The organism is Acutalibacter intestini, assembly GCF_034334985.1.
Classification (GTDB): domain Bacteria; phylum Bacillota; class Clostridia; order Oscillospirales; family Acutalibacteraceae; genus Acutalibacter; species Acutalibacter intestini.
The window spans coordinates 22,561-48,247 of record NZ_JAWXXL010000004.1; the positions used below are offsets into that span (position 1 = coordinate 22,561).

A 25,687-nucleotide genomic window follows, 5' to 3' on the forward strand; every position below is an offset into this window, starting at 1 on the left:
AACAGGAGGGCAAAACCATGATTTTAACATCTCCTCCCATGGGGTGGAACACTTGGAATACGTTTGGGGAAAATATAAACGACCAGCTCATCCGCGAGACCGCGGACGTGATGGTGGAAAGCGGCCTGCTAAAAGCTGGCTATGAGTACTTGGTCATTGACGACTGCTGGTCTGAAAAAGAGCGGGACCCTGCCACCGGGAAGATTGTTCCGGACAAGGAGAAGTTTCCCAACGGCATGAAGGCTGTCAGCGACTATGTACACAGCAAGGGCCTGAAGTTTGGCATGTACTCCTGCGCCGGGGTGCGCACCTGCGCCAACTATCCGGGCAGCTTTGAGCACGAGTATTTGGACGCCCAGACCTTTGCCGAGTTTGGCTGCGATTATCTAAAGTACGACTACTGCTTTAAGCCCAGTGTGTTCGACGGCGAACTGCTGTACCGCCGCATGGGCCTGGCTCTGCGGGCCTGCGGCCGGGATATTGTGTTCTCCATGTGTAACTGGGGCCGGGACGACGTGTGGTCCTGGGCCCGCAGCGCGGGGGCCCACCTGTACCGCTCCACCGGGGACATTGAGGACAGCTTCGAGTCTTTTCGGAAAATTGCCATGAGCCAGATCCCAAAACTGGGCGCCTCGGCCTCTGGCTGCTGGAACGACATGGACATGCTCACCTGCGGCATGTACGGCAAGGGCAACGTGGCCACAGAGGACGCCTGCACCGACGCCGAGTATGCCAGCGAGTTTGCCCTGTGGTGCCTGTTTGGGGTGCCGCTGATGCTGGGCAGCGACCTGCGCTCCATGAGCGAGGCCACCAAAAAGCTGGTGACAAACCCCGAGCTGATCCGGTTTAACCAGGACCCGGACTGCCGCCCGCCCCAGTTTTTGCCCTGGGACAGCAAGCAGGAGCGCTTTGCCCTGTTTAAGCTGCTCTCAGACGGCGACTACGCCCTAGGCTTCTTCAATATGGGCGAGACCGACGGTCGTGTGCCTGTATACCTGGAACAGCTGGGCATCCCCCTGCACAGCGGCTACGGTCTACAGCTCACAGATGTGTTTACCGGCGAGGCCCTGCCAGTAAAGCAGGAGATCATCATGGCCCCAGCCCCAGCCCACGGCTGCGCGGTGTATCGGGCCAAGCTCCAAAAGATTGGGTAATTTTTAAAATAGAGAGTTTTCCCTCCTTAACAGAGGAACCCGCCCCCAGGCTTTGGCTTTGGGGCGGGTTCTTTTATAGTAAACACACTTGAAAATCGGTATGCACCAATTTTCAAGCTGGGCGGCTATGTCGTCTGGTTCAAAAAAGGTATTCTACCGCTTTTGAACTGTGTTAAGGCAATACCGCACAATTCTAAGTACCGTATTGCGCAGTGTTGCCTTAACTATATTGGCCTTCTCCATCCGGAAAAAGAAAGGGCGCGGCCAGGGGCCCAGAACATGAAAGAGAAAGCTTGCCTTTTTTTTCATTCTGGGGTACAATAAGGGGCATGATTCTTGTAACAAGGGAGGCAGACCCCTAATGAATGAAAAAGAAGTGGCAGAAATTCGCCGCCGTTTTCAGCCGGAACGGAGCAACATTACCCAGGTGCACGGCTGCTATGTAAACGCCCAGCGGGAAATTATTTCAACCTTCAACCAGTCCTTGGCCTCCGCGCCCCAGGAAGAGGTGGAAAGCATTCTTTCGGTGCTCAAGCGCAGCCTAACCGGCGCTTTGGGCAAGCAGCTGAACGATATTGTCTTTGAGACCCAGCAGGTGGTAGACAGCGACGAGCACCGGATGCTGATGGCCCTGCGGAGCTCGGCCCTAAAGGATGAGGGCATGGTGCAGGCCTTTTGCCAGCGGGTCATTGAGTGCCTGGAAATGGAAGGGCCTTATCTCATTCTGCTGGCAGCGGACTCTTATGACGTGCCCTACCGCACGGGCGACGGCGCGCCCAACCCGGACGGCTCTTGCGATGTGTACAGCTACATGGTGTGCAGCATTTGTCCTATAAAGGAGACCAAGCCCGCCCTGCGCTATAATGTGCCAGACAGCGTTATTTGCAGCAGAGACGTGGACTGGCTTATTTCTCCGCCAGAGCTGGGGTTTTTGTTCCCAGCCTTTGACGACCGGAGCGCCAATATCTATAACGCCCTGTACTATACCCGCAAAACCGACCAGAGCCACCCGGAGTTTGTACAGGGCATATTCCGCACCGAGCCCCCCATGCCGGCGGATTTGCAGCAGGAGACTTTTAAGGAGATTTTGGCCGAGTCCCTGGGGGAGGCCTGCTGCTATAATGTGGTGCAAGAGGTGCACGGGCGGCTTAGCGAAATGGTGGAGGAGCACAAGACCAGCAAAAACCCAGAACCCCTGGCCATTAGCAAAAGGGCCCTGCGAGGGGTGCTGGAGGCCTGCGGTGTGGAGGAAGAAAAGGCCCAGGCCTTTGAGGAAAAATACGAAGAAGCCTTTGGGGGCGCGGCAAATCCCCAAAACCTGATAGACACCAAGAGCTTTACGGTGCGCACCCCGGACGTGACCATTAAGGTGTCCCCAGACTGCGGGGACCTGGTGGAGACCCGGCTTATTGACGGGCGCAAGTACATTTTGGTGCGGGTAGAGGGGGACGTGGAAGTGAACGGAGTAAACGTGCGGTTTGACCAAGAAAATCCATCGCAAGAGCAGGAGTATTCGTCGCGGGCAACGCAAGCGTTGCATCGTTAGTCGCGGGGGCGTTCGCTCCGGCTCACTTGCCGGTGTAAACTTTTAGCCCAGCCAGCGCGGACAGGGCCGAAGGCAGGGGCCCGTATTGGCTAAAGCAAAAAAGAAGGGGCCGGGCAACGCAAGCGTTGCATCGTTAGTCACGGGGGCGTTCGCTCCGGCTCACTTGCCGGTGTAAACTTTTAGCCCAGCCAGCGCGGACAGGGCCGAAGTCAGGGGCCCGTATTGGCTAAAGAAAAAAAGGGGTCGGGCAACGCCGGAAGCGCCCAGAGGAACGCGCTGGCTAAGCTAGCCCTTACCATCCAGGGAGCGCGTAGCTTTGCGCGACTCCGCGATTAAAGGTGCAGCGCTTGCGCTGCTGTAAAAAAGAAAAAAGGCGGGTTGCCCCGCCCGGAAATAGATGGTGTGTGCTGGCCCGCTAGCCTTGTAGGTCCTCCCGCAGGTCACGCTCTAACTTTTCCAGAGTCTTTAGAATTCCTTCTTTGGTATCTTGATTCTTTGCTTCTTCAAGCCAGCGAAGAATCCCTTTTAAAAAGCTTTTAAACTGTAAGTCGGTCATTCCCATATCGCGGGCCTCCTTTGCTATATTCTAATTACTATTGTAACTGAAAACCAAGAGAAGGTCAAGGGCCATTTTCGCAGGTGCAGCGCAAGAGCAGGAGTATTCGTCGCGGGCAACGCAAGCGTTGCATCGTTAGTCACGGGGGCGTTCGCTCCGGCTCACTTGCCGGTGTAAACTTTTAGCCCAGCCAGCGCGGACAGGGCCGAAGGCAGGGGCCCGTATTGGCTAAAGCAAAAAAGAAGGGGCCGGGCAACGCAAGCGTTGCATCGTTAGTCACGGGGGCGTTCGCTCCGGCTCACTTGCCGGTGTAAACTTTTAGCCCAGCCAGCGCGGACAGGGCCGAAGGCAGGGAGCCCGTATTGGCTAAAGAAAAAAAAGGGTCGGGCAACGCCGGAAGCGCCCAGAGGAACGCGCTGGCTAAGCGAGCCCTTACCATCCAGGGAGCGCGTAGCTTTGCGCGACTCCGCGATTAAAGGTGCAGCGCTTGCGCTGCTTAAAAGGAGGATGTTTTTTGTCATCCATCAAGACTAGATACATTGGCACCAAGGCGTTTTACCTTTCTGTGGTGGCGCTTATCATCCCCATGGTGGTGCAGCAGGGCATTACCCAGTTTGTAAACCTGCTGGATAACGTCATGGTGGGCCGCCTGGGCACCATTCCCATGTCTGGGGTGGCCATTGTAAACCAGATCGTGTTCATCTTTAACCTCACCATTTTTGGCGGTATGTCCGGGGCCTCCATTTTTGGGGCCCAGTACTACGGTAAGCGGGACTTTGAGGGCCTGCGCTACACTTTGCGCTTCCGACTGTACTTTGCGTTGGGATTTTCTGTGGCGGGTATTGGGGTGCTGTACTTTTTTGGGGAGGGGTTCTTCAGGCTCTTCCTGCACAGCGGGGCCGCCACGCCCCAGGAAATTGGCGAGACCCTGGCCCATGCCAACAGCTATATGCTGGTCACCCTGTGGGGACTGCTTCCCTTTGCTGTGGCCAGCTGCTTTTCCAGCCTGCTGCGGGAGACCGGCGAGACGGTGATTCCCATGGTGGCCAGCATTATCTCCATCTTTGTCAACCTGGCGCTGAACTACCTGCTCATTTTCGGCAGCCTGGGCTTTCCCAAAATGGGCGTGGCGGGCGCCGCTTTGGCCACGGTGATTGCCCGGTATGTGGAAATGCTCTACCTGCTGGTAGAGTGTTTTCGGCACAAAAAGCGCTTTCCCTTTTTCCAAGGGGCCTTTAAAAGCCTGGGGGTGCCCCTGCCCCTGGTGCGGCGCATTACTATTACCGGCATGCCCCTGATGCTGAACGAGGGCCTGTGGTCTGTGGGGATGTCCATGATTCAGGCCTGCTACGCCTCCCGGGGCCTGGGGGCTGTGGCTGCCGGGAATATTAACGGAACTGCCTTTAACCTGTTTTCCCTGATTATGATGTCCATGGGTAACGCGGTGTCCATTATGGTGGGGCAGCAGCTGGGCGCCAATGAGATGGAGCGTGCAAAAGATACCACCCGCAAGCTCATTGCCTTTTCTGTGGCGGTGAATGTGGTGATGGGCGGCCTGTTTATGGCCAGCGCACCCTTTATCCCCTATATCTATAATACCGAGTCTGCTGTGCGCCAGCTGGCCACCCAGCTGCTGCTGCTTTCCGGCGCGTTTCTGCCCTTTTCCGCCTTTGTAAACTGCGCCTACTTTACCATCCGCTCCGGCGGGCGCACCTTTATCACCTTTTTGTTTGACTGCGTGTTTACCTGGGTGGTGTGCCTGCCCCTTGCCTGGGTGCTTAGCTACCACACGGGCCTAAGCCTGCCCTGGGTGGTCTTTTTCGTGCACTGTGCAGACAATATCCTAAAGGGCCTGATTGCCGGAATCATGCTGAAGTCCGGCATTTGGGCCAAGAACGTGGTGAACGCCGCCGGGTAACCGGCGGGGCCCGCCCTATATTATCTGAAAAAGAGGCAACACAGTATTATGAATGAACTGAAAGAAAAATATCCGTATCGTTACGAGACCCACTGCCACACCTGCTGGTGCAGCGCCTGCGCCCATGACACCCCCCAGAGCATGGCCCGGGCCTACTATGAGCAGGGCTATGCGGGGATGATTATTACCGACCACTTTCTGCGGGGCAACAGCTGTGTGGACCGGCTGCTGCCCTGGCGGGAGCAGATGGAGCGCTACTGGCAGGCCTATGAGGCTGCCGCCCGCTGGGCCCAGGACAAGGACTTTGACGTCCACTTTGGCATTGAGCACTACTATGGCGATGGCAAAGAGGTGCTAACCTATGGCATTGGCCTGGAATTTCTGGTAGCCCATCCAGACATCCACCTGCTGCCTCTCTCCGAATATGCCCGGCTGGTTCATGGGGCGGGGGGATTTCTCTCTATGGCCCACCCATACCGGAACAGGCCCTATATCAACCAGAAGGTGAAGCCCCAGCCAGAGTACCTGGACGCGGTGGAGGTCTATAACTTTTACAACTCCCCCCAGGAGAACGCCCAGGCCCAGGAGCTGGCCCGGGCCCAGGGGCTTTTGGCCACATCCGGCGGGGACGAGCACAGCCGGACCGGGGACGCCATAGGCCAGGCGGGCATTGCCCTGAAGCGGCGGGTAAAAACCAGCGCCCAGCTGGTAGCGGAGCTGCGCGGCGGGGAGTATGGGATTTATATAGACGGGGAGCTGCGGTGCTGTTTGGGCTGATAAAGGCCTTGCAATGCTTGCCCTTATAGTGCACGGGCCATTCTGCTTGAAAATTGGTATGTACCGATTTTTAAGGCAACCCCGCACCATTCAAAGCACCGTCTTGCTTGCAGATTTTCCGTGATAGCGCACAGCTTTCGCTGGTCAATGGTGAGATGGACGGCGCTCAATCTGTACACTCTGAAGAAAAATCTGACTGCCCAATACGGTACTTAGAATTGTGCGGTATTGCCTTAAGTGCGTTTACGATACCCTTCTGGAATAGAAAGAGAGAGCCGCGTTTAGGCGGACACCCATAAGGAAGTAAATGAATTTTCCGGTAAAACCGGCGTAGCGAAAGGTTACGCCGGTTTTTCTGTACCTGCAGGTATATCCGGTTTATAAAGCGGAATACGGATTTTCCCCACATAAGTAAAATAAATTTCAATGGTGACATGCTTTCTCCCGCCGATTCTCTCCGGGCTGTGAATTACGATCCTGTCAATCAGCTCATTTACGGTGGAAGCATCAAGTTCCTGCAAGTCGGAATACCGGTCTGCAAGCTGGAGAAAGCGCCCCACATCGGCAATCTGTTCCGTCTCATTTTCAATTTCTTGTTCCAATGAGGAAGCAAGTCTCTGAATCTCCGCCTGTTCCGTTTCATACTGCGCCGAAAGTTTTTGAAAACGGAGGTCACTCAACTTACCCAGAACGGAATCCTCATAAAGTCTTTGGATAATCTTGTCCAAATCTTCCATACGCTTCTGTGCCCCGGAGAGGGCTTTTCGCTTCTGCGTCAGCTCCGCTTTCCGGCTGGCTTCGTCCTGCGCCAGCATTTCCTGCGTGAAATCATCCCGGAACAGCTGTACATAGGACAGCGTTCCCTGAATACATTCCAGAACCCTCTTATAAAGCGTGACCTCCCGGATATAATGAATCTGGCAGGAACCTGTGTTGCTCTTGTAATTGGAACATACAAAATGATTCTGTGAATCATCTTTGTAGGTATTGCAGGTGCAGTAATAGAGTTTTGCACCGCAGTCGGCACAATAGACAAGGCCGGAAAAAATACTTGTTTTCCCTGTCTTTGTCGGTCGGCGTTTGTTTGTCCGTAATTCCTGCACCCGTTCCCACTGCCCGCGTTCAATGATTGCCGGCTGTGTGTCCTCAAATATCCGCTGTTTTTCTTTCGGATTCACCATACGCTTTTTGAATTTCAAGGATTTGGTATAGGTCTTGAAGTTGACGGTACAGCCAGTGTATTCCGTTCTCTCCAATATTGTGGTGACAGATTTGGAACACCACTGGTACAGGTTATCCGGCATTGCCCATCCCTTTTGTTTTGCGTTATAAGCCGTAACCGTCAACACCTTGCTCGCTGTCAGGATTTTTGCAATCTGCATGGGGCCTTTCCCCGCAATGCACAGGTCAAAGATACGCCGTACCACCTTTGCCGCTTCTTCGTCCACAATCCATTTCTTTTTATTCTGTGGGTCTTTCACATATCCATAAGGCGGGTTGCTGGCAATATGTTCCCCGGCCTCCCCGCGCATTTTCACAACGGCACGGATTTTCTTGCTGGTGTCCTTTGCGTAATAATCGTTCTAATGATACGCTTATGATTATCAGATAACCTCAAAATGTTTCAAAGCATCTTTAATCGCTTCCGCTTTCTCCGCCGTCGGATGTTTCCTCGGCTGTTTCAATTCTTCTACCGCATTAGGGGCATCATACATCGGCAATCCTAACTCCCTTTTTACCTCTGCGATATATGCGGTATGTACTTTGAAGCCATACTTCGCTTCTATGTATTCCTTAATCATCTTCTATGTAACTCGCTCTTTCGGCTTGTATGCTGCGGCTCTCTTGGCGATATTATCAAGCGGTACTTTACCCTCACCCTCGCCAAACTCCACTTTTACGTTGATTACGCTATCAGGTTTTTTGTGGGAAAGTAGTACAACCGTCTCAACATGCCCGGTCCCCGGGAACATATCCACGGCCCGGGCCTCTTGCGGAGGATAGCCCAGTTGAGCAAAAATTTTCAGGTCCCGGGCCAGCGTGGCTGGGTCACAGGATATATATACCACCCGCTGGGGGCCCATAGAAACCGTTGCATCTATGAGTTCTTGGCCGCAGCCCTTACGGGGCGGGTCCAGAACCACCACTTCCGGCCGTTCTCCCCGCCGGGCCAGCTCTCTGGCAGCTTGGGCCGCGTCGGCACAAAGAAACTCCGCGTTATCTATGCCGTTTCGCTGGGCGTTTTTCCGGGCGTCTTCTACGGCCTGGGGCACTACTTCTACCCCAATGAGCCGTCCCGCGCTTTTTGCCATGGACAGCCCAATGGTTCCTGTTCCGCAATACAAATCCAGCAGCAGCCCGCTGCCCTTTAACCCCGCGTACTCTGCGGCCAGGTAATAGAGACGTTCGGCCTGGGTTCGGTTCACCTGGTAAAAGGACAGGGGCGAGATTTCAAATTCCAGCCCGCACAGCCGGTCGGTGATGCTTCCCCGTCCCCAGGCTGTGCGGCATTTTTTGCCCAAAGCCACGTTGGTCCGCTCTTGGTTGCTGTTAATTACCAGCCCGGCAAACCCAGGCACTGCCTGGCGCAGGGCCTGGGCTAGTTCCGCCTCATGGTGCAGGCCGTTGCCGTTTACCACCACACAGGCCATCACCTGGCCGGTTTCCTGGGCTTTGCGCAGAAAAAGCCGCCGCATCCGGCCCTTATGAGCAGCCTCGTGATAAACCGAATCCCCCCAGCGCTGGGCCCACTGGCGAAAGGCCTCCATAGCCAGATGGAATTCCTCTGGATGCAGAAGGCAGTGGCGGCAATCGATAATACGGTGGGAATTTGGGGCGTAAAAGCCCATGACAAGTTCTCCGTCTGGGCCGGCTCCCAAAGGCAAAATGGCTTTATTGCGGTAACCGGAGCGGCTTGGGCAGGCGGGGCTGTCCGCAAGAGGTCCGGCCGGCACAATGGGCAGCAGGGGCAGCTGGGAAAAGCCACCAATACGGTCCAGAGCATCTCGTACCCGTTGGGTTTTGATTTCCAGTTCTGTTTCATAGCGGATGTGCCGGAAACAGCATCCCCCGCATTTTTGAAACACGGGACAATCTGGTTCTACCCGGCAGGGAGAGGGGCTAAGCAGCTTTTCCAGCCGGCCATAGGCATGGTTTTTGGCGGCCTTGGTGATTTTGACCAAGGCCTGGTCCCCCGGTGCGCCCAGGGGGACAAAGACGGCCTCTCCTTGCCAGCGTCCCACAGCCGCGCCCTGGGCAGTCATGCCGGTAAATGCTAATTCGATCATTTGGTTTTTGGCCAGACTCATTAAGCAGCTCCTCCATCTTTCTTGAATAGACCATTCAGGAACACTGTCTTTTTATGATTGTTTTGTTCACTGACACAAGTTCTGCGGAAAATCAGGGTGACAAATTATGCTTTTCTTACAAAAAAGAATCCGGTTTATTTGTGTGAATTAATCAAAAAGGAGATTTGACAAAAATATCCTTTAATCAGTTGACTTTTCATTGTATAATCGTGTAAAATAAAGGTGAATTAAAGGGATTTCTAGTGGAATTTGTCGACTACAAGCTTGCGTCTGGGACGCAATTTCAATACAACTCCTCCCCAAAAGAAGGAAAGGGCCGGTTTTTGCCGGTCCTTTTCCTTTTTTCGTGGAAAATCTCGGGCATTTTGCCAGGGGCTGGTTCTAGGCCCTTACTTTTTCTTCAAAATCTCGCAGCCGCTGCTGGTATGCGGCCTCTACCTCTTTCTCAAAGGCCAAGGGCGCATGGCCGGCCCCCATGGCCCCCAGCACAGCCCGGGCCAGTCCGGGGTTTAGCGGCAGAATGGGTCCCAGAAGGTAGGTAGCGAATAGGTTGCCCACCCGCAGCCCCTCAAAAGGACAGCTTGGGTGCAGGCCTGTGCCCTTTTCCACTGCAAAAAGACCGTTTATATCTTCCTGGGGCCAGGCCATGGTGAACTGGGACTTGAACCCCGTAATCTTTTCTCCCTGGAAATTTCCCAGAAACACGCTGTTGTGCCGGTGCATCATGTCCCGCCGGGCAAAGAGGGGCAGCAGGCCCAGTCCCTCCAGCCGGGAACCGTCCTCGTTTTCAATATAATTTCCCAGCACCTCCAGGGCGTTGCCAGTCAGTAAAAAGGCCGTGCCGCCCTGTATCAGCTCTTCCAGCCGCTGGCGGTAAGGCAGCAGCGTTTCTATGACCCGTTGCTGGGAGCGTTCGCTCATGGGCCCCATGTAGATCAGGGCCGGCTCCTCCTGCAAGAACACCGGATCACCGCCCAGAGGCGTGTCTATCCGCTGGGCCTCTGGCAGGCATTTTTCCAAGTATTTTACATTGAACAGGTCCCCGAACAGGTTGCAGTACTGGGGAAATAACACCTCGATGGTCATTGCCCGGCCCCCTTCCATTGCTCTTTTACCTGGTCCTTCGTCCGGTTGGCCAGGCCGATGGTGTACACGTCATATAAGATAAACACAGCGTCCGCTGGCCGCAGGGCGGCGGCGGCCCCAGCGGTGTCTGCCATGTGGTCCATTCGCTTTGGGTCAGCCCCAGCCATGAGCAGCCGCAGGTATACGTCCCAGTGCCTGGCCCCGGCCACCACGATCTGGGTCACAGAGGGGTCTGCTAAAAACTCGAAATCCGCGTCAAAGAACCAGGCGGTATTTTCCACTGTGTGGGCAGCGTCGAAGTAGTCGTCCAAAAAGAGGATGGCAGCCTTGTTGCCAGGGTAGTCCCGGATGTTTTCAAAAGCCCGGGAGCAGGCCACTGGGTTTTGGCCCTTGGCCAGGTGGAGGATGATCTTGCGCCCGCCCACTTCTTCTTCCAGGTACCTAGTCTCGCTTAAGGTCATGTGTTCCATGGCGGCAGCGGTCTGCTGAGGAGATAGGCCGTATTCGCACAGCAGGGCAATGGCCGAAAGAGCGTTGTACACGTTGATGGTACTCTGGTTCGGCAGGGGAAAGCTATTTTTTGTCCCTTTTACCAGCATGTGCAAATGTCCGTCCTCCATAGAGACAGCCCGGTAGTCCCCCTGGGGCGAGGTAAAGCCGCAGGCAGGGCAGCTGGCTCGACCAATGTGGTGATAGCGGATAAAGTCCCAGGTAAGGGGCCCGCCGCAGCGGGGGCAGGCCTGCACATCCCGGACAATGTTATGGGCCTCGGGGACATCGCCTGGTTGTTTATCGATCGAGAAATACACCCGGGGGTTCTTGGGCTTTAGGCCAGCGCACATTAGGTCGTCGGCGTTCAGAACCATCTTTACGCCATCGGGCACAAAGCGGTCCAGAATATCCACGATAAACTCTGGGTGAGCATTGCGTTTGTAAGAATCTCGGAAAATATTGGTAACAAGCAGCAGGTCTGGCTTGATGTAGGGCATGGTCAGGTTGGAGCTGCGCTCGTCCAGTTCAAAAACAGCCAGGTCTTTTTTGGGTTTGCCCAAAAAAGTGGAGTTGGCAATAAGAGCCGAGGCTGCGCCGGTGTCCACGTTAGAGCCGGAGCGGTTGCAGACAAAGTCGATGTGATGATACTCCAGCACGTCCTCCACCATGTTGGCCACTGTGGTTTTGCCGTTGGTGCCCGTAATGCCGATAACGGTCTTAGGGCGGGGCATGCGGCCCAAAAAGTCTTTGCATAGAAAGATGGCGCAGCCGCCGGGCAAGTTTGTGCCCTTGCGGCCCACTAGGCGCAGGGCCAGGATGGAGAGCTTGGAGACAAAAAGGGCAAAATAGAAGGAGAAGTTTCTTTTCATGCTGGGCTCCTTTCAGGGAGGGACTAAAACTAATTATATCTTTCCTGGTGGGACAAGTCAAGGGGTAGCGAAACGCCAACGGAAAGGAACATATTGCGGCGGTAATGCGCCCCGCAGGGCGGACATTCCGGGGAGTGTCCACAAAGAAGAGTTTATGACGAAATTTTGGCCTCTGGCGGTTTAGGGGCTTTGCCCTTAAAAACCCCACCACCTTTGAAAAGGTGGACGAAACTTTTACTATTTGTTCGCCGGATCCTCGCTTTTAAACTCTTCGCTTTGGACACACCCGACATTCCGCAGCCTCTTGACTTGTCCTCCTTTTTACGATACAATACTACTATACCCCTAAAATCTTTTCTCAGGAGGCGCTTCATTATGAAAACTTTGCCTGTGGCCGTTCAAGTTTACTCTGTTCGGGATGACGCGGCCGCCGACTTTGCCGGCACGATGAAGAAAATAAAAGAGATCGGTTACGACGGCGTGGAGCTGGCCGGTCTATATGGTCTTTCTCCCGCTCAAATCAAGTCCGCTATTGAGGAGGCCGGCCTGGTGCCGCTGTCTGCCCATGTGCCTTTCCAGGAGCTGGCGGCGGACATGGAGGGTGTGGTCAGCCAGTATCAGGAGATCGGCGTCAAGTTTATCGCCATTCCCTACCTGACGGAAGAGGACCGCCCCGGTGGAGAAAAGTTTGAGAAAAACGTAGAAGTTTTCGGCGAGATTGCCAAGGTCTGCAAGGCCCACGGCATTCAGACCCTTTACCATAACCACGATTTTGAGTTTGCCAAAATGCCCAACGGCCAGTACGCGCTGGACTACATCTATAGTTCCATCCCTGCCGACCTGCTGCAAACCGAGGTGGACACCTGCTGGGTCAAGGTGGCTGGGGAGGACCCAGCCGCTTATATTAAAAAGTACACAGGCCGTTCGCCGGTGGTGCATCTAAAAGACTTCCACAAAGAGGGCAAGCCCGCCAACATGTATCAGCTCATCGGCACGGACGTGGAGGAGCAGGAGAGCCACGGCACCTTTGAGTTCCGGCCAGTAGGCAGCGGTATGCAGGACTTCCCACCCATTCTGGAGGCCGCCGTAGAGGCCGGGGCCCAGTGGGTGGTGGTGGAGCAGGACCAGTCGGTTGGCCGTACGCCCATGCAGGCCATTACGATGAGCCGCGAATACCTGAAATCTCTGGGCTGGTAATAGCTCGCCCAGATCATCTTTCCTCTGTCCAGCCGGATTACGGAAAGAAGGGCAGAGACGCCGCACAATTGGAAAGCAAAACTCGTAAGAGCAAAAAGGCAGCTCTTACGAGTTTTTTTGTGTCCAGAGACGGGCCCTGGCTATTTGGCTAAATAGGCCGGGATCTCCGCCGCGTTGGCATCTGCCATTACTTTTGGCATGACCGTTTCAATAAGCCCATTTTCATCCCTTATAAAGAGGGAGCGCACAACGCCCATACTCAGCTTCCCGTAATTTTCTCTTTCCCGCCAAATACCGTAGGCCTAAATGGCGGAAAGCTCTGGATGGGAGGGGAGAATAAAGGGCGGCTGGTGCTTTTGGACAAGTCGCTGGTGCGAGGCTGTGGAATCCTTGCGAATGCCGGTCACCACCGCGGCGGCTTTTTTTGGAACCCTTCATAGGCTGCCGCAAAGACGCGGGCCTGCCGGGGGCAGCCAGGGATGCTGCCCGTGGGGCCTTTGTTCCAACGTCCAACCTAACGTTCTCTGTGAATAAATACATGTTGGTTTTCCCCAGAGAATTCTGGGCGGAACGTTCTTATTGGGTACGGGCCTCCTCATAGATCAGCCCGTCCTTCAGCCGGTAGACCCGATCCATGCCCTCCAGATGCTCATAGTGGTGGGTGATCATAACCACAGACTTGCCCGCCATCTGGTTGACGATCACCTGGTGCAGGTAGGCGTCCGACTCCGCATCAAAGCCAGAGGTGGCCTCGTCTAGAATCACCACCGGCGCGTTCTTCAGCAGAGCCCTGGCCACGGCCAGCTTCTGCTTTTCTCCCCCAGAGAGCCGGGCGCCGTTGCGGCCAATCTGGGTGTTCACGCCCTGGGGCATCTGGGCGGTGTAGCCGGTTACGCCGCTGGTCTCCATGGCTGCGGCAACCCGCGCGGCCGGGGCCCGGCCGGTAAGGTCAATATTCCCGGCAATGTCCCCTAAAAACAGGTAGGGTTCCTGGCTTACCACAGAGAAGAGAGAACGGTACCCGGCCAGGGACAGCTGGGAAACAGGCACGCCATCCGCTGTGATTTCTCCGGCATCCGGGGTGTAAAACCTGAGCAGAAGGTTTAGAATGGTAGACTTTCCGCTGCCGTTTGCCCCAACAATGGCTACCTTTTCCCCTGGCTCCACACAGAAGCTGGCGCCCCGAAGAATTTGGCGGTCTGCCTGGTAGGAAAAGGCAACGTCCTTGAACTCCAGCCGGGGAGGAAGGCCAAGAGCCCGGCCCTTTGGCTGGTCCTTGCCCTGGTCCTGCTCGGACTCCATGTCTAAAAACCGGAACAGCCGCTTGGCAGAGGGCAGAATGCGGGCAAAGTACATTTTCAGGTTCAGCAGGGCAGAGACAGGCCCTGTTACATACCAAGAGTAGGACACAAAGGCAAACACCGAGCCAATGGTCAGCCCGCCCTGGCAGATGAGAAGGCCGCCCACCAGGTACAGCAGAATGGTGACGCTCCATTCCAGCAGGGTCTCCCACAGGGTGTTCCAGGCGTCAATTATCGCGCTGTCCTTTTGCAGCTTCAATACGCCTTTTTGCTTGGCCTGAAAGGCCTGGTCCCGGCTTTCAAAAAGATTCCACAGCTTAATTTCGTCTATGCCCTCCAGGTTATCGCCAAACCACTGGGAAAAGTCCCGGCTGCTCTCAATCATCTGGTCCATGGCCTTTTCCTGCTTTCCAGAAAGGCGGCGCACCAGCAGAACCTTTAGGGGCGCCATGGCCAGCACAATTAAGGTCAGCTTCCAGCTGATCATCAGCAGCCCCACCAGCCCGCTGATAATGCGGAACACATAGCTCACGCTCATCACGGTGTACCGGTCTGTGATAGAGGCCACTTGGGAGACGTCCATTTGCAGGCAGCTAAGAATTTCGGCGTTGTTTTTGTCCTCAAAGTAGGATTTCCTCAGCCGCAGCAGCTTATGAAAAACTTCTTGGAAAATGGTGTAATAGGACCGGTTGTGTACATTTACAAAAAGCCGGGTCTGGGCCATTTCCGCCCCCTGGTTCAGTAAAACCAGCAGGGCCAGGGCAGCCACCCCCCAGAAAAGCTCCGGCAGGTTTTGGGCCAGCATACCGCCGTCGGTAATCTGCCGGATGACCAGGGGCTGCAAAAAGCCAATGGCCGTGGCAACGGCCAAAAGCAGCCCGGCCAGAATGAATTCTTTTTTAAAGGGGCGCAGATAAGAGAGAATTCTTTTTATAATGTGTTTTTCCATTTTTATCCGTTACTTCCTGAAAATTTGGGGGCGTTCTCTGTCATTGGGTTCATAGCGGGCCATACATAGATATATGACCATAAGCCCACTATAATAGGCTTATGGTCATATACTTAAGGGATGCAAAAATATGTACGCTGCGTCTACACATGTTTAGGTTATATCGATCCAGTAGGGATCAACCCAATAGCCCTGGGTCTGATTCCAGCGGCGTATTTGCGGCCTACCCTGATACATCCGCTTCTTTACAACAATTACATCGGCCAGTGGCATAATTCCAGACATGTTTCTAATCCTCCTATTATTGATTTAAAATGAGTTGTGCATATTCCTCATCAATAACGAATTCTTTACCATCGTCGACGACAAGAACATAGCTCCCATCATCACGAATAATAAGTTCCCATTCATCATCAGTAATTTCGTGTACAGTACTATCTGTATAAATATCCTCCCTTGGTGGATCATACGCTGGTTGCAGTATGAAGCAATAAGAGAGAAAGAATAGCGTAAAAAACAAAGCCCAAAACGCACCCCGACACCATTTGCTCACCAGCCGACGCTTTGATATAACCATATCAAACCGTTCCATAAGGATCTTCCGCTCTTTGTTAAGAAGACCGGTGGCCAGCATATGCGGCGGCATTTCTTGGGGAGGCTGCCCGCCTTTTAAGATTCGAACAATTGTTAATAAATACGCTAACTGCTCTTTCCTGTCGAAGTCTTTCGTCACTGTCATATCGCACCGGATCTCGATTAACTCAGAGACATCCTTTTTCAGCAAATACACCGCTGGGTTCCACCAAAACAAGGAAGCAAACAGCCGCACTAAATATTTGATGAGTAAATCATGGTTACAAAAATGCGTATACTCATGCTTTAGGATATAGTACAGCTCCTGTTTAGTATAAGGTTCGTCTGGAAGAAAAATCCGCTTTCGGATTAATCCGATTCCCATGGGACCTTCTAAGCCCGGACAAATGCGTACACGAACAAAAGGCTGCCGCCGCGTCTCTTTTTTAATGGTCTCCAGCATCTGGTAGGCAGCGGAACCTCCATCGGTTGAGCCCCGGACCACTTTGCGCACAGACGTAAAGTTCATCCAAAAGAAACGAGCCGCCAGGATGAAGGAAATACTGAGCCAGATGACGCATACACAGTCTAAGAAGGCGAACCGAAAACCGCCCGCCGCCACCGTTACGTTCCGAACGCTCCTGTACAAATGGGTATAGACCAAATAGGTTTCCAGGGGCGTACTAAACGATGGCTCCCATGCAAGCAACATCCGAAAAAGCGTGAACCCATAGAGAAGCAAAATCGTGTGAGGACCAAAGGCTTTCAAGAAAAAATCTTTGGTCCGCAGCAGGTGAATTACCAAAACAAGGAAAGTGCTGAACAGCGCTGACATCACAAGGGAAAAGAACGATAAACTCATGTGTTATCATCCTTCACACGGTATTCTTCGATGATCGCTTCCAACTGCCGGATTAAATCATCCATGCCGTCTTTGTCGCCCTTTTGAGTCATTGCCACCGCTTCAACGCGAACAATATCACTAATACTGACACCGCTACGCTTCGCCAGTTCGGTATAATATTCCTTTTTTGAGTAGGTAGGAATAAATCTCCGGGCATACTGGCTGCCCCGCCGGTTTAGGTCATGAAAGCGTACCGCCTCTTTCTCTTCCAGCGAACGAAGAATAGCCCGCATATAGTTTACCGTCCAGGTCTTATTGGTGTGGTCCCAAAGCTCCAACATTTCCGGGACACTAAGGGGTTTTCCTTGCTCCCAAAGAAATGTCATAACCTTTTCTTCTGTTCTGGAAAGAACAAAGCGCTCCATATTTAACTTCCCTCCTTTCTTTGCAATTTTGTCGCTTCCCAGAAACACACTTTATAATAGCTATAAATATATTATACTTTGTTTATAGGGGCTAAAATAAAGGGGATTTTTGGGAATGGGGTTTAGATGAATCGCCAAATTACAGAGGTTAAAAAAGTCCCTCTATAATAAGTACAGTATATCAAATTGCTTTTTTGATGTCAAGTGGTTTTTAATAAAAATATTGAAATTTTCATCAAAAAAGAGTTTTCGCAATGTCTCTGTATTATATAAATGTAGAACTTATCCCCTAAAAGCTGCGGTTTCCGCACAGTCCACCAAAAAAACAAAAAGAAGCTGCGCCGCAGCTTCTTTTCTGTGGTACTAAGTTATGGTTTATTAGAAGATCTGCCTTATTCTACAGAGATAATAAAGTAGTAAACCGGCTGGCCGCCGTTTACCAGGTTGATTTCTACGTCCGAGTGAACCTTGCCAGCCAGCAGGCGCTTGGCCTCCTGGGCCTGGTCCGGGGTAATGCCCTCGCCGTAAATTAGGGTGATGAAGGAGGTCTGCTTTGTGCTTAGAGACCGGGCCACCCGCACACAGGTAGCCACCGGGTCCTTCTCTATATAATGGAGCTTGCCGTTCTTCAGGCCCAGAATGTCTCCGTGACGGATGGCCTCGCTGCCGAACTCGGAGTCTCGGGCAGCAAAAGTGACCAGGCCGGTGCTCACATGGCTGGCGGCGTCCAGCATAGCGGTGCGGTTGTCCTCCACGCCGGCGTCCGGGTCAAAAGACAGCATGGCGGCAATGCCCTGGGGAATGGTCTTGGTAGGCAGTACAATGACCTCCCGGTCCGTGGCCAGGGGAATGGTCTGCTCTGCGGCCATAAGGATGTTTTTGTTGTTGGGCAGCACAAAGACTTTCTTGGCCGGGGTGGCCAGCACAGCGCTGAGGATATCCTCTGTACTGGGGTTCATGGTCTGTCCGCCGCTAACCACCACAGCGCAGCCCAGCTCGGTAAACAGGCTTTTCAAGCCTTCGCCTGCCGCCACCGAGATAAAGCCCAGCTCTTCCACGGGCTCCTGGGGCTCCAGGGCGGCGGGGGCTTCCTGTGCCTGGGGCGCGCCTTGGTTCAGCTGGCGGTGCTGTTCCTTCATGTTCTCAATCTTCACGGTCAGCAGCTGGCCATATTTCAGAGCAGCCTGTAGGGCGTCGCCAGGGTTTTCGGTGTGCACATGCACTTTAATAATCTCCTCGTCGTCCGCCACCAGTACGCAGTCGCCAATGGTCTCCAGGTACAGCCGAAGCTCCAGGGGGTCCTTGGTAACATCCTTGTCCCGGCCCACAATAAACTCTGTGCAGTAGGTGAAGTTTATCTCGCTGTCAAATTCCGCGGCAGCGCTGCGGAAGAATTCCTCGGTCTCATGGGCCCGTTCCTCTTCAGACAGGCCGGACTCCAGAATAATCCCGCTGCGGAACACGCTAAGCATCCCCTCGAAGATCAGGCACAGGCCCTGGCCGCCGGCGTCCACCACTCCGGCGCGCTTTAGCACAGGCAGCAGCTCGGGAGTCTCCTCCAAAGCGGCGGCCGCCCCGGCGCACACAGTGTCCCACACCTGAACGGGTTCTTCCGCTCCGTGGGAGAGGGATTCCCGGCCCTGCTCGGCAGCCACCCGGGCTACGGTCAGGATGGTGCCCTCAGTGGGGCGGGTCACGGCCTTATAGGCCTCTTCCACACCCAGCTCCAGGGCTTTCACCAGCTCTTCGGCGCCCAGCTCCTCTAAGCCCTCCAGGCCCTTGGCAATGCCCCGAAACAGCAGAGAGAGTATTACGCCAGAGTTGCCCCTAGCCCCCCGCAGCATGGCTGCTCCGGCCTTTTTAGCCACCTGGGCGGCAGAGGCGGTATCGGGCAGGGACTTCACTTCCTGTGCCGCCGCGCCGATGGTCATGGACATATTGGACCCCGTGTCTCCGTCGGGCACAGGGAAAATGTTCAGGTCATTAACCTGCTTTCTATATTTCGCAATATTGTTGGATCCGGAGATAATGGCGTTTTTCAGCTGAGCGCCTTGAATCATGGGGAAACACATCCTTTTCATGAGTACGCGGCCCGGGGATCTGGCAGCGCGGAAAGCAAATAAATCAACTCTTCCTTAATTTTAGCACAGAACTTTCAAAAATACAAGCGGAAGGAACGTTTTTAGGATCTACTTGGCAATTTGCTTTGATCTTAGAGCTTTACCGGGCCCAATAGTCCGGACCGTTTCGTATTCCGGCGGCTGGAAATACTGGTTTTCGCCCCCCGGGCGGTGGGGCTGGCGGCGCCGTGGCCTAACCAGACGCACTGGGCTCCGGCGGCCTCTGGGCCTTGGTCCACCGGGACCACTGCGGTATGGTGGGGCCCGATGTAATTTGTAATCTTCATTTTTGCCTTGCCGCTACGTCAAGTTCAGCCGCTCTACCCCGGTGCACAGGCCGGTGGCCTCGTCTGCGGTAAAGATTACGCAGTCCATGCGGCAGGGCCCTTTGGCCAGATCAAAGCGGGCGGGCATCTTGGTGGTGTACCGGTTAATGATAATCTCTGGCTTTACCCCCAGCACCGAGTCCACGGTGCCGGTCATGCCCACATCCGTGATGTACCCTGTCCCTTTAGGCAGCAGGCAGGGGTCTGCGGTGGGCACATGGGTGTGGGTGCCAAACAGGGCCGTGGCCCGGCCATCGGCGTAATAACCCAGGGCCCGCTTTTCTCCAGTGGCCTCTGCGTGAAAGTCCACGACGCACAGCTTAGGCAGGTCCGGACTTTTCAGCAAGCCGTCCAGAGTCTCGAAAGGGGAACGCAGGCTCTCCATATAAACCGTGCCCATCAGGTTGGCCACCGCCACCCGTACCCGGCCCAGGTCTACGGTACACAGGCCGCGCCCCGGGGCGGCAGAGGGAAAGTTGGCCGGACGCAGCAGATTTTGGGCCGCGTCGTACAGCTCGTAACTCTCCCGGCGGCGAAAGCAGTGGTTGCCAGTGGTCACCACATCGGCGCCGCTGTCCAGCAGATGCTCAAAAGAAGCCGGGGTTATCCCGTTGCCGTCCGCCGAGTTCTCGCCGTTCACAATGGCCAGGTGGATGTTTTTTTGCTTTTTCAGCCCAGGCAGTTTTGCCCGCAGAAATTCGCAGCCAATGCTGCCCACCACGTCGCCCACACAAAGAATATTTACCATGCAATGCCCTCCTTTAAGGTCGTGGAGCTGGGAGGGTTCGCGCTGCGAACTCTTCCACATCTCGCCAGGAAAAACTTTTACTCCGCGTTTTGCGGATTCGGGCCAGTTAGCTGGCATCCGATACCAAAAGCCAGAGAGAAACAGGAATGCTTACAGACCCCGCGCGGCGGGGCCACAAAGCGCCTGTCACCCAACGAAAATGACCAAAACGGTCTAGCCATCTGCCAGTCTGGGGTCTTGCAGAGCCAAGCGGATGATCTTTGGAATGACTTCTCCCCGCACCCAGGCCCGGCGCCGCTGCTCCTCATCCGTCACGCCGCCCAGCAGGGACTTTTTCACCGCCGAGTTATCTGAGACGCACAGCAGGGCCGCCACGGGCAGGCCCACCAGCGCCCCGGCGCGAAAGGCCGCGGCAGACTCCATATCCAGGGCGTTACAGCCCATTTCTAAAATAGCGGGAATATGGGGGAACTGGGCCAGGAAGGTATCGGTGCAAAAGGGCCGGCCCACATGCCAGGCAAGGCCTGTTTTTTGGCAGACGGTCTGTGTCCCAGATGCCAGCGCGGCCAAAAATCCGCTGTCCGGGTAGGCTTTCTGGCCAAAGCAGTCCGAAAGGTTCTCCCTTAGGTAACGGCTGGCCCCGTCGCCGGACATAGACCACTCGGGCAGCACCAGGTCGCCCACAGCCATGGCTGGGTCCAGGGCTCCTACAGAGGAGAGAAACAGCACCCGCCCGCACTTAGTCTCTCCCAGAGAAAGCAAGGTATCCAGCACGGCGGGGGCGCCGCAGCCGGTTTTTATGTAGGTGATGGGTCCAGCCGGGCCCGCGTCCACCTGCCACACGGTCAGGCCATACAGGGGGCCGCTCTCCACCAGTACCTGGGCGGGACCCAGGCCCGCCACCCGATAAGGCGGCCAGCCTGGAGAAAGAATCACCGTTTTGCTGATACGGTCTCCGTCCACCCCCAACCCGCACCGGCAGAGGTCACTGGCGCGGCCAAAGCGGCGCATAGCTTCTGTCAGCGAATGATACGTCATCTAAAGAGGACTCCTTTCTAGAAATAATGGGCATTTCCGTTTTGAAAATGCCCATAAAACATATGTGGTTATCTCTTCCCTGATGAACGGACATTTACCAGGGAATCCAGCAGCGGAGAGCTGGCCAGACCAGCCCCCGGCTTAGTGCTTGGAGGACAGCAATCACCAGTGGGGAAGAACAAAACTTCTTCGCGACACGTCCAAGCCGCCGGCGAAGAATATCGTCATAAACGCTTCACACTTTCCTGGCGGCCCGATTGGGCCGAATGAACAGGCAAGGTCCTGGGGCAGCGCCGCCCGGGGCCGTGCAAATCTCATGACGCCCCGTTTTCTGTTACTTGGCGTAGTCCACCGCCCGGCTTTCTCGTATCATATTCACCTTGATCTGGCCGGGATAGTCCAGGTCGGTCTCAATCTTCTTGCAGATATCCCGGGCCAGCAGGGTCATTTGCTCGTCAGTAACCGCCTCGGGCCGCACCATGATGCGCACCTCGCGGCCAGCCTGGATAGCGTAGCAGCTCTCTACCCCGTCAAAGGAGGAGGCAAGCTCTTCCAGCTTTTCCAGGCGCTTAATGTAGTTTTCCAGGTTCTCTCGGCGGGCCCCAGGTCTTGCGGCCGAAATGGCGTCCGCCGCCTGAACGATGCAGGCAATAATGGTTTTAGCCTCCACGTCCCCGTGGTGGGCCGCAATGGCGTGTACCACGGCCTCGTTTTCTTTATAGCGCTTGGCCACTTCCACACCAATCTGTACGTGCGAGCCTTCCATCTCGTGGTCCAGAGCCTTGCCAATGTCATGCAGCAGACCGGCCCGTTTGGCTATGGTGGGGTTCAACCCCAGCTCGGAAGCAATCATCCCTGAAAGGAACGCCACCTCCAGGGAGTGGTTCAGCACGTTCTGCCCATAGCTGGTGCGGTAGCGCAAGCGGCCCAAAAGCTTTACCAGTTCGTGGTGTACGCCATTGATGCCTACCTCCAGCACAGCCCGCTCGCCTTCTTGCTTAATGGTGGATTCCACCTCCCGGCGGGCTTTTTCCACCGTCTCCTCAATGCGGGTGGGATGAATGCGCCCGTCGGAGATCAGCTTCTCCAGGGCCACCCGGGCCACTTCCCTGCGTACTGGCTCAAAGCTGGACAAGGTGATGGCCTCCGGCGTATCGTCAATAATCAGGTCCACGCCGGTAAGGGTCTCAATGGCCCGGATATTCCGGCCCTCCCGGCCAATAATGCGGCCTTTCATCTCGTCGTTGGGCAGGGGCACCACGCTAATGGCTGCCTCGGACACATGGTCCGCCGCACAGCGCTGAATGGCCACGGCAATAATCTCCCGGGCGGCTTGGTCGCTCTCGTCCTTCATTTGTTGTTCATATTCCCGTACCATCACGGCTTTTTCATGTACAAGCTCATTCTCTAGATGGTCCAGCAAATACTGCTTAGCCTGCTCGGCGGAAAAAGCGGAAATCTTTTCCAGCATGTCGAACTGGCTCTTTTTTACAGCCTCGGCCTCCCTCAGGCGTTCCTCCGCCTTGCGGTTGCGCTGGTCAATCTGGTCCTCTTTGCGCTCCATGGACTCCAGCTTTCTCTCCAGGCTCTCCTCTTTTTGCAGGTTGCGGCGTTCCTGGTGCTGAATCTCCTTGCGCCGGTCTGAAAGCTCCTTTTCCGATTCGTTTCTCAAGCGGTGTATCTCGTCCTTGCCTTCCAGCACGATCTCTTTTTTTCTGGCCTCGGCGGTTTTTACCGCGTCCCCCACAATGCGCTTGGCCTCTTCCTCGGCAGAGCCAATGGTGGCTTCAGCCTTGCTTTTGCGGTAGTGATAGCCCAAGAAGAATCCCCCAGCGCCACCGGCGGCAGCGGTAAGCACGGCGATTATAATACACAGCCATACAGGTAACTGGCCCAATCGGGCACCTCCTTCATTAAAATAGATTAGAATAAATTATTTTAGACGATGGGGAACAAGCCCCGTGAAATGCATGGCTGCTTTAGGTCTATTCAATTTTATATATTATATAATCGGTAATATTATGGCGAAAACGCCCCAGAAATATATAAAAAATCTATAAAAAAGCAACGGGTGCACTCTATATCTAATTGTATCCCTATCCACCCTTGGTTGTCAAGAAAATTATGAACTTTTCTTAAAAAAGGCGGGGCGGAAAACCGCAGAGGTTTTACTTTATAGCCAATGGACTTGGGCACAGGGCAGCGCTGTGGATAATCCCGCCGGGCCCTGTCTAGACCAAATTTTTTTGAACCAGGCGTAAAGCCGCTTGCCTAAAAGAGGCGGGCCGAAAGCTGAAAAAATGCAGAACAGGCTGGTGCGGAGGAACAACGGCCAGTGGGAGCCGGCCATTTTGTGGATATACAGGCCGCTTACCGCCGACAGAGAGAATTCCTTGCCCCGCTTGCCCATGGTGGCGGGAAACTAGCTATTTGCCCTGCTTCTGCCCCTGCTCCGTGGAGCTGGCATAAGGCCGGTATGCGTCTCATGGGCCTGGGCGGCGGTACGATTCTATAAGGCCAGGCGGGTCAAATCCGTTAAGATGCCCTATGATTAAGACCGGACTTCTTGTGCCAGATGGGTTTAGAGGGCATGCCGGACGGAAATGTGGAGAGGGCGGGTACCGCTTATTTGACAATGTATCAGATCCCATGGTATAATAAAAAACAATATTATTCAGGGAGGTTCCCAATGTCCGCGTTTCCATTGTGCATTGTGTATGCTCCATGCAAGGTTTGAGGACGCCGCATGGAGCATAAAAACCGTTAAGCGTAAACTGGCTGATTGCTGGATAGAGTGCTAACGGAGAGTTTTAGGGCAACACCGCACCATTCGCGGCTGGAGCCTTAAGCACCGTCTTGCTTGCAGATTTTCCGTGAAAGCGCACAGCTTTCGCTTGTCAATGGTGAGATTGACGGCGCTCAATCTGTACCCTCTGAAGAAAAATCTGACTGCGCAATACGGCACTTAGAATTGTGCGGTATTGCCCTAACTCTTGTCCTCAGACTTTGCAATTTTGATTGTCCTACAAAAATCAAAGGAGCGAAGTCAAATGAAATCACATAAAAATCAGTCCCTCCGGCCCTACCTGCTGCTTTTGGGCACCCAGTCCCTATCAGGGCTTGGCAGCGCCATGACCGGCTATGCTCTTGTGCTTTGGCTCTATAGACAAAGCGGCTCGGCCCTGGAGACCGCGCTGCTATCCGTCTGTTCTTACGCCCCCTATGTGCTTATGAGCATCTTCGCCGGGGCCCTTAGCGACCGCTGGAACAAAAAGCGTACCATGCTGGTGTGCGACCTGCTGGCAGCGGCCAGCACCCTGGGGGTGCTGTTCCTGCTGAAAAACGGCTTGTTGCAGCCCTGGCATATGTATATCCTCAACGGAGTGAACGGCCTGATGAACACCGTGCAGCAGCCAGCCGGAGACGTGGCGGCTACCCTGCTGGTGCCAAAGGAACATTACCAAAAAACCAGCGGCCTGCGGTCTTTTGCCTCTTCCCTAAACACGATCCTGCACCCAGTGCTTGCTTCTGTTCTGTTCGCCTTTGCTGGGATGGACCTGGTCATTGCCGTGGACCTAAGTACCTTTGCCATTGCTTTTGTAACGCTTTTGTTTTTTATCCCTGTTCCAGAAACCGTTCTGGAGGGTAAGCCAAAGGAGAAACTTTTGGATGCCGCTAAGGCTGGGCTAAAGTGGCTAAGAGCCAACCCCCTGATCTTTGATCTAATCTTTTTTCTGGCGGCTATCAACCTGATCGCCTCTGCCTATCAAGCGGCCCTGCCGGCCATGCTGCTTAGCCGGGAAAAGGGCGGCGAAACGGTGTTAGGCCTGGTAAATACTGTAACAGGGGTGGCTACGCTGGCGGGCGGAGTCCTTGCCGCGCTGCTGCCCAGGCCCAAAAACCGGGTACGGGTTATTTGCTATTCCCTGATGATCTCTATGGGAACAGAGAATTTTATGCTGGCTTTTGGGCGCACGCCCCTGGTGTGGTGTGTGGGCGCGGTGCTGGGCTGGATGGCAATCCCCCTAATGAACGCCAATATGGACGTGGTATTCCGTTCCACGATCCCGACACAGATGCAGGGACGGGTTTATTCCTGCCGGAATACCCTGCAATTTTTCACCATTCCAGTGGGTTACCTTTTGGGCGGCCTGCTGGTGGACAGAGTCTTTGAGCCGCTCATGAAGGCGGCCCCGCCGGAAGGGCTGCTGACCGGGCTTTTTGGCCAGGGAAAGGGGGCCGGCGCGGCCGCGCTGTTTTTTGTGTTGGGCTTGGCGGGGGTATTGGTCTGTCTGGTGTTTTATAAGATTTTGCGAAAATTCCGGTGGGCGGATCCCCAAGAGAAAGAAGGAAAAAGCGCTGGGCTAAACGGAGAATAGAGTAGAAAAGACGACTGCGTGGTGGCAGCCGTCTTTTCTTTATGGTTGAATTTTTGCAGGGATAGGGCCTTATATGAACCC

The 25,687-nt window shown here is 54.6% G+C and carries 21 protein-coding genes; 6 read left to right on the forward strand and 15 right to left on the reverse strand.

What is annotated here, in order from left to right; genetic code table 11:
* Positions 1-17: 17 nt before the first annotated feature.
* Both U8U68_RS05190 and U8U68_RS05195 read left to right on the forward strand, forming a co-directional pair.
* Complete coding sequence (locus U8U68_RS05190) at positions 18-1,154, forward strand: glycoside hydrolase family 27 protein (RefSeq protein ID WP_322199764.1); 1,137 nt, start codon at positions 18-20, stop codon at positions 1,152-1,154.
* Between the two features lie 361 nt (positions 1,155-1,515).
* Positions 1,516-2,700 carry a DUF4317 domain-containing protein gene (locus U8U68_RS05195; protein ID WP_322199765.1) on the forward strand — a complete coding sequence of 395 codons (1,185 nt, stop codon included), beginning with the start codon at positions 1,516-1,518 and terminating at the stop codon, positions 2,698-2,700.
* 415 nt (positions 2,701-3,115) lie between these two features.
* Here U8U68_RS05195 and U8U68_RS05200 read toward each other — a convergent pair whose 3' ends face one another.
* Positions 3,116-3,262, reverse strand: a complete 147-nt coding sequence (locus U8U68_RS05200) for a hypothetical protein (protein WP_322199766.1) — start codon at positions 3,260-3,262, stop codon at positions 3,116-3,118.
* A gap of 508 nt (positions 3,263-3,770) precedes the next feature.
* Between U8U68_RS05200 and U8U68_RS05205 the strand changes: the two genes are divergently transcribed.
* Together U8U68_RS05205 and U8U68_RS05210 are read left to right on the forward strand one after the other, a co-directional pair.
* Positions 3,771-5,174, forward strand: a complete 1,404-nt coding sequence (locus U8U68_RS05205) for an MATE family efflux transporter (protein ID WP_322199767.1) — start codon at positions 3,771-3,773, stop codon at positions 5,172-5,174.
* 48 nt (positions 5,175-5,222) lie between these two features.
* The gene (locus U8U68_RS05210; RefSeq protein ID WP_322199768.1) at positions 5,223-5,951 is read left to right on the forward strand and encodes a PHP domain-containing protein; all 729 of its coding nucleotides are present in this window, start codon (positions 5,223-5,225) and stop codon (positions 5,949-5,951) included.
* Between the two features lie 341 nt (positions 5,952-6,292).
* Here the strand turns inward: U8U68_RS05210 and U8U68_RS05215 are convergent, their stop codons facing one another.
* From U8U68_RS05215 to U8U68_RS05235, 5 genes are all read right to left on the reverse strand, one after another.
* Positions 6,293-7,483 (reverse strand): recombinase family protein, encoded by a 1,191-nt coding sequence (locus tag U8U68_RS05215; protein ID WP_322199857.1) that lies wholly within the window; start codon positions 7,481-7,483, stop codon positions 6,293-6,295.
* Positions 7,484-7,555: 72 nt separating this feature from the next.
* Positions 7,556-7,753 (reverse strand): hypothetical protein, encoded by a 198-nt coding sequence (locus U8U68_RS05220; protein ID WP_322199769.1) that lies wholly within the window; start codon positions 7,751-7,753, stop codon positions 7,556-7,558.
* 3 nt (positions 7,754-7,756) lie between these two features.
* On the reverse strand, positions 7,757-9,259 hold the full coding sequence (gene rlmD, locus U8U68_RS05225; RefSeq protein ID WP_322199770.1) for a 23S rRNA (uracil(1939)-C(5))-methyltransferase RlmD: 1,503 nt from the start codon (positions 9,257-9,259) through the stop codon (positions 7,757-7,759).
* 381 nt (positions 9,260-9,640) lie between these two features.
* A complete protein-coding gene (locus U8U68_RS05230; RefSeq protein ID WP_322199771.1) occupies positions 9,641-10,345 on the reverse strand; it encodes a hypothetical protein in 705 nt (234 codons plus the stop codon).
* Positions 10,342-11,706, reverse strand: a complete 1,365-nt coding sequence (locus tag U8U68_RS05235) for a MurT ligase domain-containing protein (RefSeq protein WP_322199772.1) — start codon at positions 11,704-11,706, stop codon at positions 10,342-10,344. Before U8U68_RS05235 ends, U8U68_RS05230 begins: the two co-directional genes overlap by 4 nt.
* Before the next feature lie 375 nt (positions 11,707-12,081).
* Here U8U68_RS05235 and U8U68_RS05240 point away from each other — a divergent pair, with 375 nt between their 5' ends.
* Positions 12,082-12,903, forward strand: coding sequence for a sugar phosphate isomerase/epimerase family protein (locus tag U8U68_RS05240; RefSeq protein ID WP_322199773.1), 822 nt, complete (start codon positions 12,082-12,084; stop codon positions 12,901-12,903).
* Positions 12,904-13,479: 576 nt separating this feature from the next.
* On the opposite strand, the gene U8U68_RS05245 is transcribed toward U8U68_RS05240, so the two are convergent.
* The 9 genes from U8U68_RS05245 to rny form a co-directional block, all read right to left on the reverse strand.
* Positions 13,480-15,153 carry an ABC transporter ATP-binding protein gene (locus tag U8U68_RS05245; protein WP_322199774.1) on the reverse strand — a complete coding sequence of 558 codons (1,674 nt, stop codon included), beginning with the start codon at positions 15,151-15,153 and terminating at the stop codon, positions 13,480-13,482.
* A gap of 153 nt (positions 15,154-15,306) precedes the next feature.
* Positions 15,307-15,438 carry a hypothetical protein gene (locus U8U68_RS05250; RefSeq protein ID WP_322199775.1) on the reverse strand — a complete coding sequence of 44 codons (132 nt, stop codon included), beginning with the start codon at positions 15,436-15,438 and terminating at the stop codon, positions 15,307-15,309.
* Between the two features lie 16 nt (positions 15,439-15,454).
* Entirely contained in the window at positions 15,455-16,588 is a 1,134-nt protein-coding gene (locus tag U8U68_RS05255; protein WP_322199776.1) for a M56 family metallopeptidase, read from the reverse strand.
* The gene (locus U8U68_RS05260) at positions 16,585-16,995 is read right to left on the reverse strand and encodes a BlaI/MecI/CopY family transcriptional regulator (RefSeq protein WP_322199777.1); all 411 of its coding nucleotides are present in this window, start codon (positions 16,993-16,995) and stop codon (positions 16,585-16,587) included. The genes U8U68_RS05255 and U8U68_RS05260 overlap by 4 nt, the downstream gene beginning before the upstream one ends.
* Before the next feature lie 392 nt (positions 16,996-17,387).
* Positions 17,388-19,055, reverse strand: coding sequence for a DAK2 domain-containing protein (locus U8U68_RS05265; protein WP_322199778.1), 1,668 nt, complete (start codon positions 19,053-19,055; stop codon positions 17,388-17,390).
* 152 nt (positions 19,056-19,207) lie between these two features.
* Positions 19,208-19,402, reverse strand: coding sequence for a hypothetical protein (locus tag U8U68_RS05270; protein WP_322199779.1), 195 nt, complete (start codon positions 19,400-19,402; stop codon positions 19,208-19,210).
* A gap of 13 nt (positions 19,403-19,415) precedes the next feature.
* Complete coding sequence (locus tag U8U68_RS05275) at positions 19,416-20,189, reverse strand: TIGR00282 family metallophosphoesterase (protein WP_322199780.1); 774 nt, start codon at positions 20,187-20,189, stop codon at positions 19,416-19,418.
* A 213-nt stretch (positions 20,190-20,402) separates the two neighbouring features.
* Positions 20,403-21,227 (reverse strand): phosphorylase family protein, encoded by an 825-nt coding sequence (locus tag U8U68_RS05280; RefSeq protein ID WP_322199781.1) that lies wholly within the window; start codon positions 21,225-21,227, stop codon positions 20,403-20,405.
* Positions 21,228-21,561: 334 nt separating this feature from the next.
* Positions 21,562-23,124, reverse strand: coding sequence for a ribonuclease Y (rny, locus tag U8U68_RS05285; RefSeq protein ID WP_437124415.1), 1,563 nt, complete (start codon positions 23,122-23,124; stop codon positions 21,562-21,564).
* 1,153 nt (positions 23,125-24,277) lie between these two features.
* Here rny and U8U68_RS05290 point away from each other — a divergent pair.
* Positions 24,278-25,606 carry an MFS transporter gene (locus U8U68_RS05290; RefSeq protein WP_322199782.1) on the forward strand — a complete coding sequence of 443 codons (1,329 nt, stop codon included), beginning with the start codon at positions 24,278-24,280 and terminating at the stop codon, positions 25,604-25,606.
* Positions 25,607-25,687 lie beyond the last annotated feature (81 nt).

Excerpts from the sequence above, each read along its gene's own strand:
- U8U68_RS05190 (WP_322199764.1), top strand. The coding sequence starts at position 18 with ATGATTTTAACATCTCCTCCCATGGGGTGGAACACTTGGAATACGTTT.
- U8U68_RS05195 (WP_322199765.1), top strand. The coding sequence starts at position 1,516 with ATGAATGAAAAAGAAGTGGCAGAAATTCGCCGCCGTTTTCAGCCGGAA.
- U8U68_RS05200 (WP_322199766.1), bottom strand. The coding sequence starts at position 3,262 with ATGGGAATGACCGACTTACAGTTTAAAAGCTTTTTAAAAGGGATTCTT.
- U8U68_RS05210 (WP_322199768.1), top strand. The coding sequence starts at position 5,223 with ATGAATGAACTGAAAGAAAAATATCCGTATCGTTACGAGACCCACTGC.
- U8U68_RS05215 (WP_322199857.1), bottom strand. The coding sequence starts at position 7,483 with ATGCGCGGGGAGGCCGGGGAACATATTGCCAGCAACCCGCCTTATGGA.
- U8U68_RS05220 (WP_322199769.1), bottom strand. The coding sequence starts at position 7,753 with ATGATTAAGGAATACATAGAAGCGAAGTATGGCTTCAAAGTACATACC.
- rlmD (WP_322199770.1), bottom strand. The coding sequence starts at position 9,259 with ATGAGTCTGGCCAAAAACCAAATGATCGAATTAGCATTTACCGGCATG.
- U8U68_RS05230 (WP_322199771.1), bottom strand. The coding sequence starts at position 10,345 with ATGACCATCGAGGTGTTATTTCCCCAGTACTGCAACCTGTTCGGGGAC.
- U8U68_RS05235 (WP_322199772.1), bottom strand. The coding sequence starts at position 11,706 with ATGAAAAGAAACTTCTCCTTCTATTTTGCCCTTTTTGTCTCCAAGCTC.
- U8U68_RS05240 (WP_322199773.1), top strand. The coding sequence starts at position 12,082 with ATGAAAACTTTGCCTGTGGCCGTTCAAGTTTACTCTGTTCGGGATGAC.
- U8U68_RS05245 (WP_322199774.1), bottom strand. The coding sequence starts at position 15,153 with ATGGAAAAACACATTATAAAAAGAATTCTCTCTTATCTGCGCCCCTTT.
- U8U68_RS05250 (WP_322199775.1), bottom strand. The coding sequence starts at position 15,438 with ATGTCTGGAATTATGCCACTGGCCGATGTAATTGTTGTAAAGAAGCGG.
- U8U68_RS05255 (WP_322199776.1), bottom strand. The coding sequence starts at position 16,588 with ATGAGTTTATCGTTCTTTTCCCTTGTGATGTCAGCGCTGTTCAGCACT.
- U8U68_RS05260 (WP_322199777.1), bottom strand. The coding sequence starts at position 16,995 with ATGGAGCGCTTTGTTCTTTCCAGAACAGAAGAAAAGGTTATGACATTT.
- U8U68_RS05265 (WP_322199778.1), bottom strand. The coding sequence starts at position 19,055 with ATGATTCAAGGCGCTCAGCTGAAAAACGCCATTATCTCCGGATCCAAC.
- U8U68_RS05270 (WP_322199779.1), bottom strand. The coding sequence starts at position 19,402 with ATGAAGATTACAAATTACATCGGGCCCCACCATACCGCAGTGGTCCCG.
- U8U68_RS05275 (WP_322199780.1), bottom strand. The coding sequence starts at position 20,189 with ATGGTAAATATTCTTTGTGTGGGCGACGTGGTGGGCAGCATTGGCTGC.
- U8U68_RS05280 (WP_322199781.1), bottom strand. The coding sequence starts at position 21,227 with ATGACGTATCATTCGCTGACAGAAGCTATGCGCCGCTTTGGCCGCGCC.
- U8U68_RS05290 (WP_322199782.1), top strand. The coding sequence starts at position 24,278 with ATGAAATCACATAAAAATCAGTCCCTCCGGCCCTACCTGCTGCTTTTG.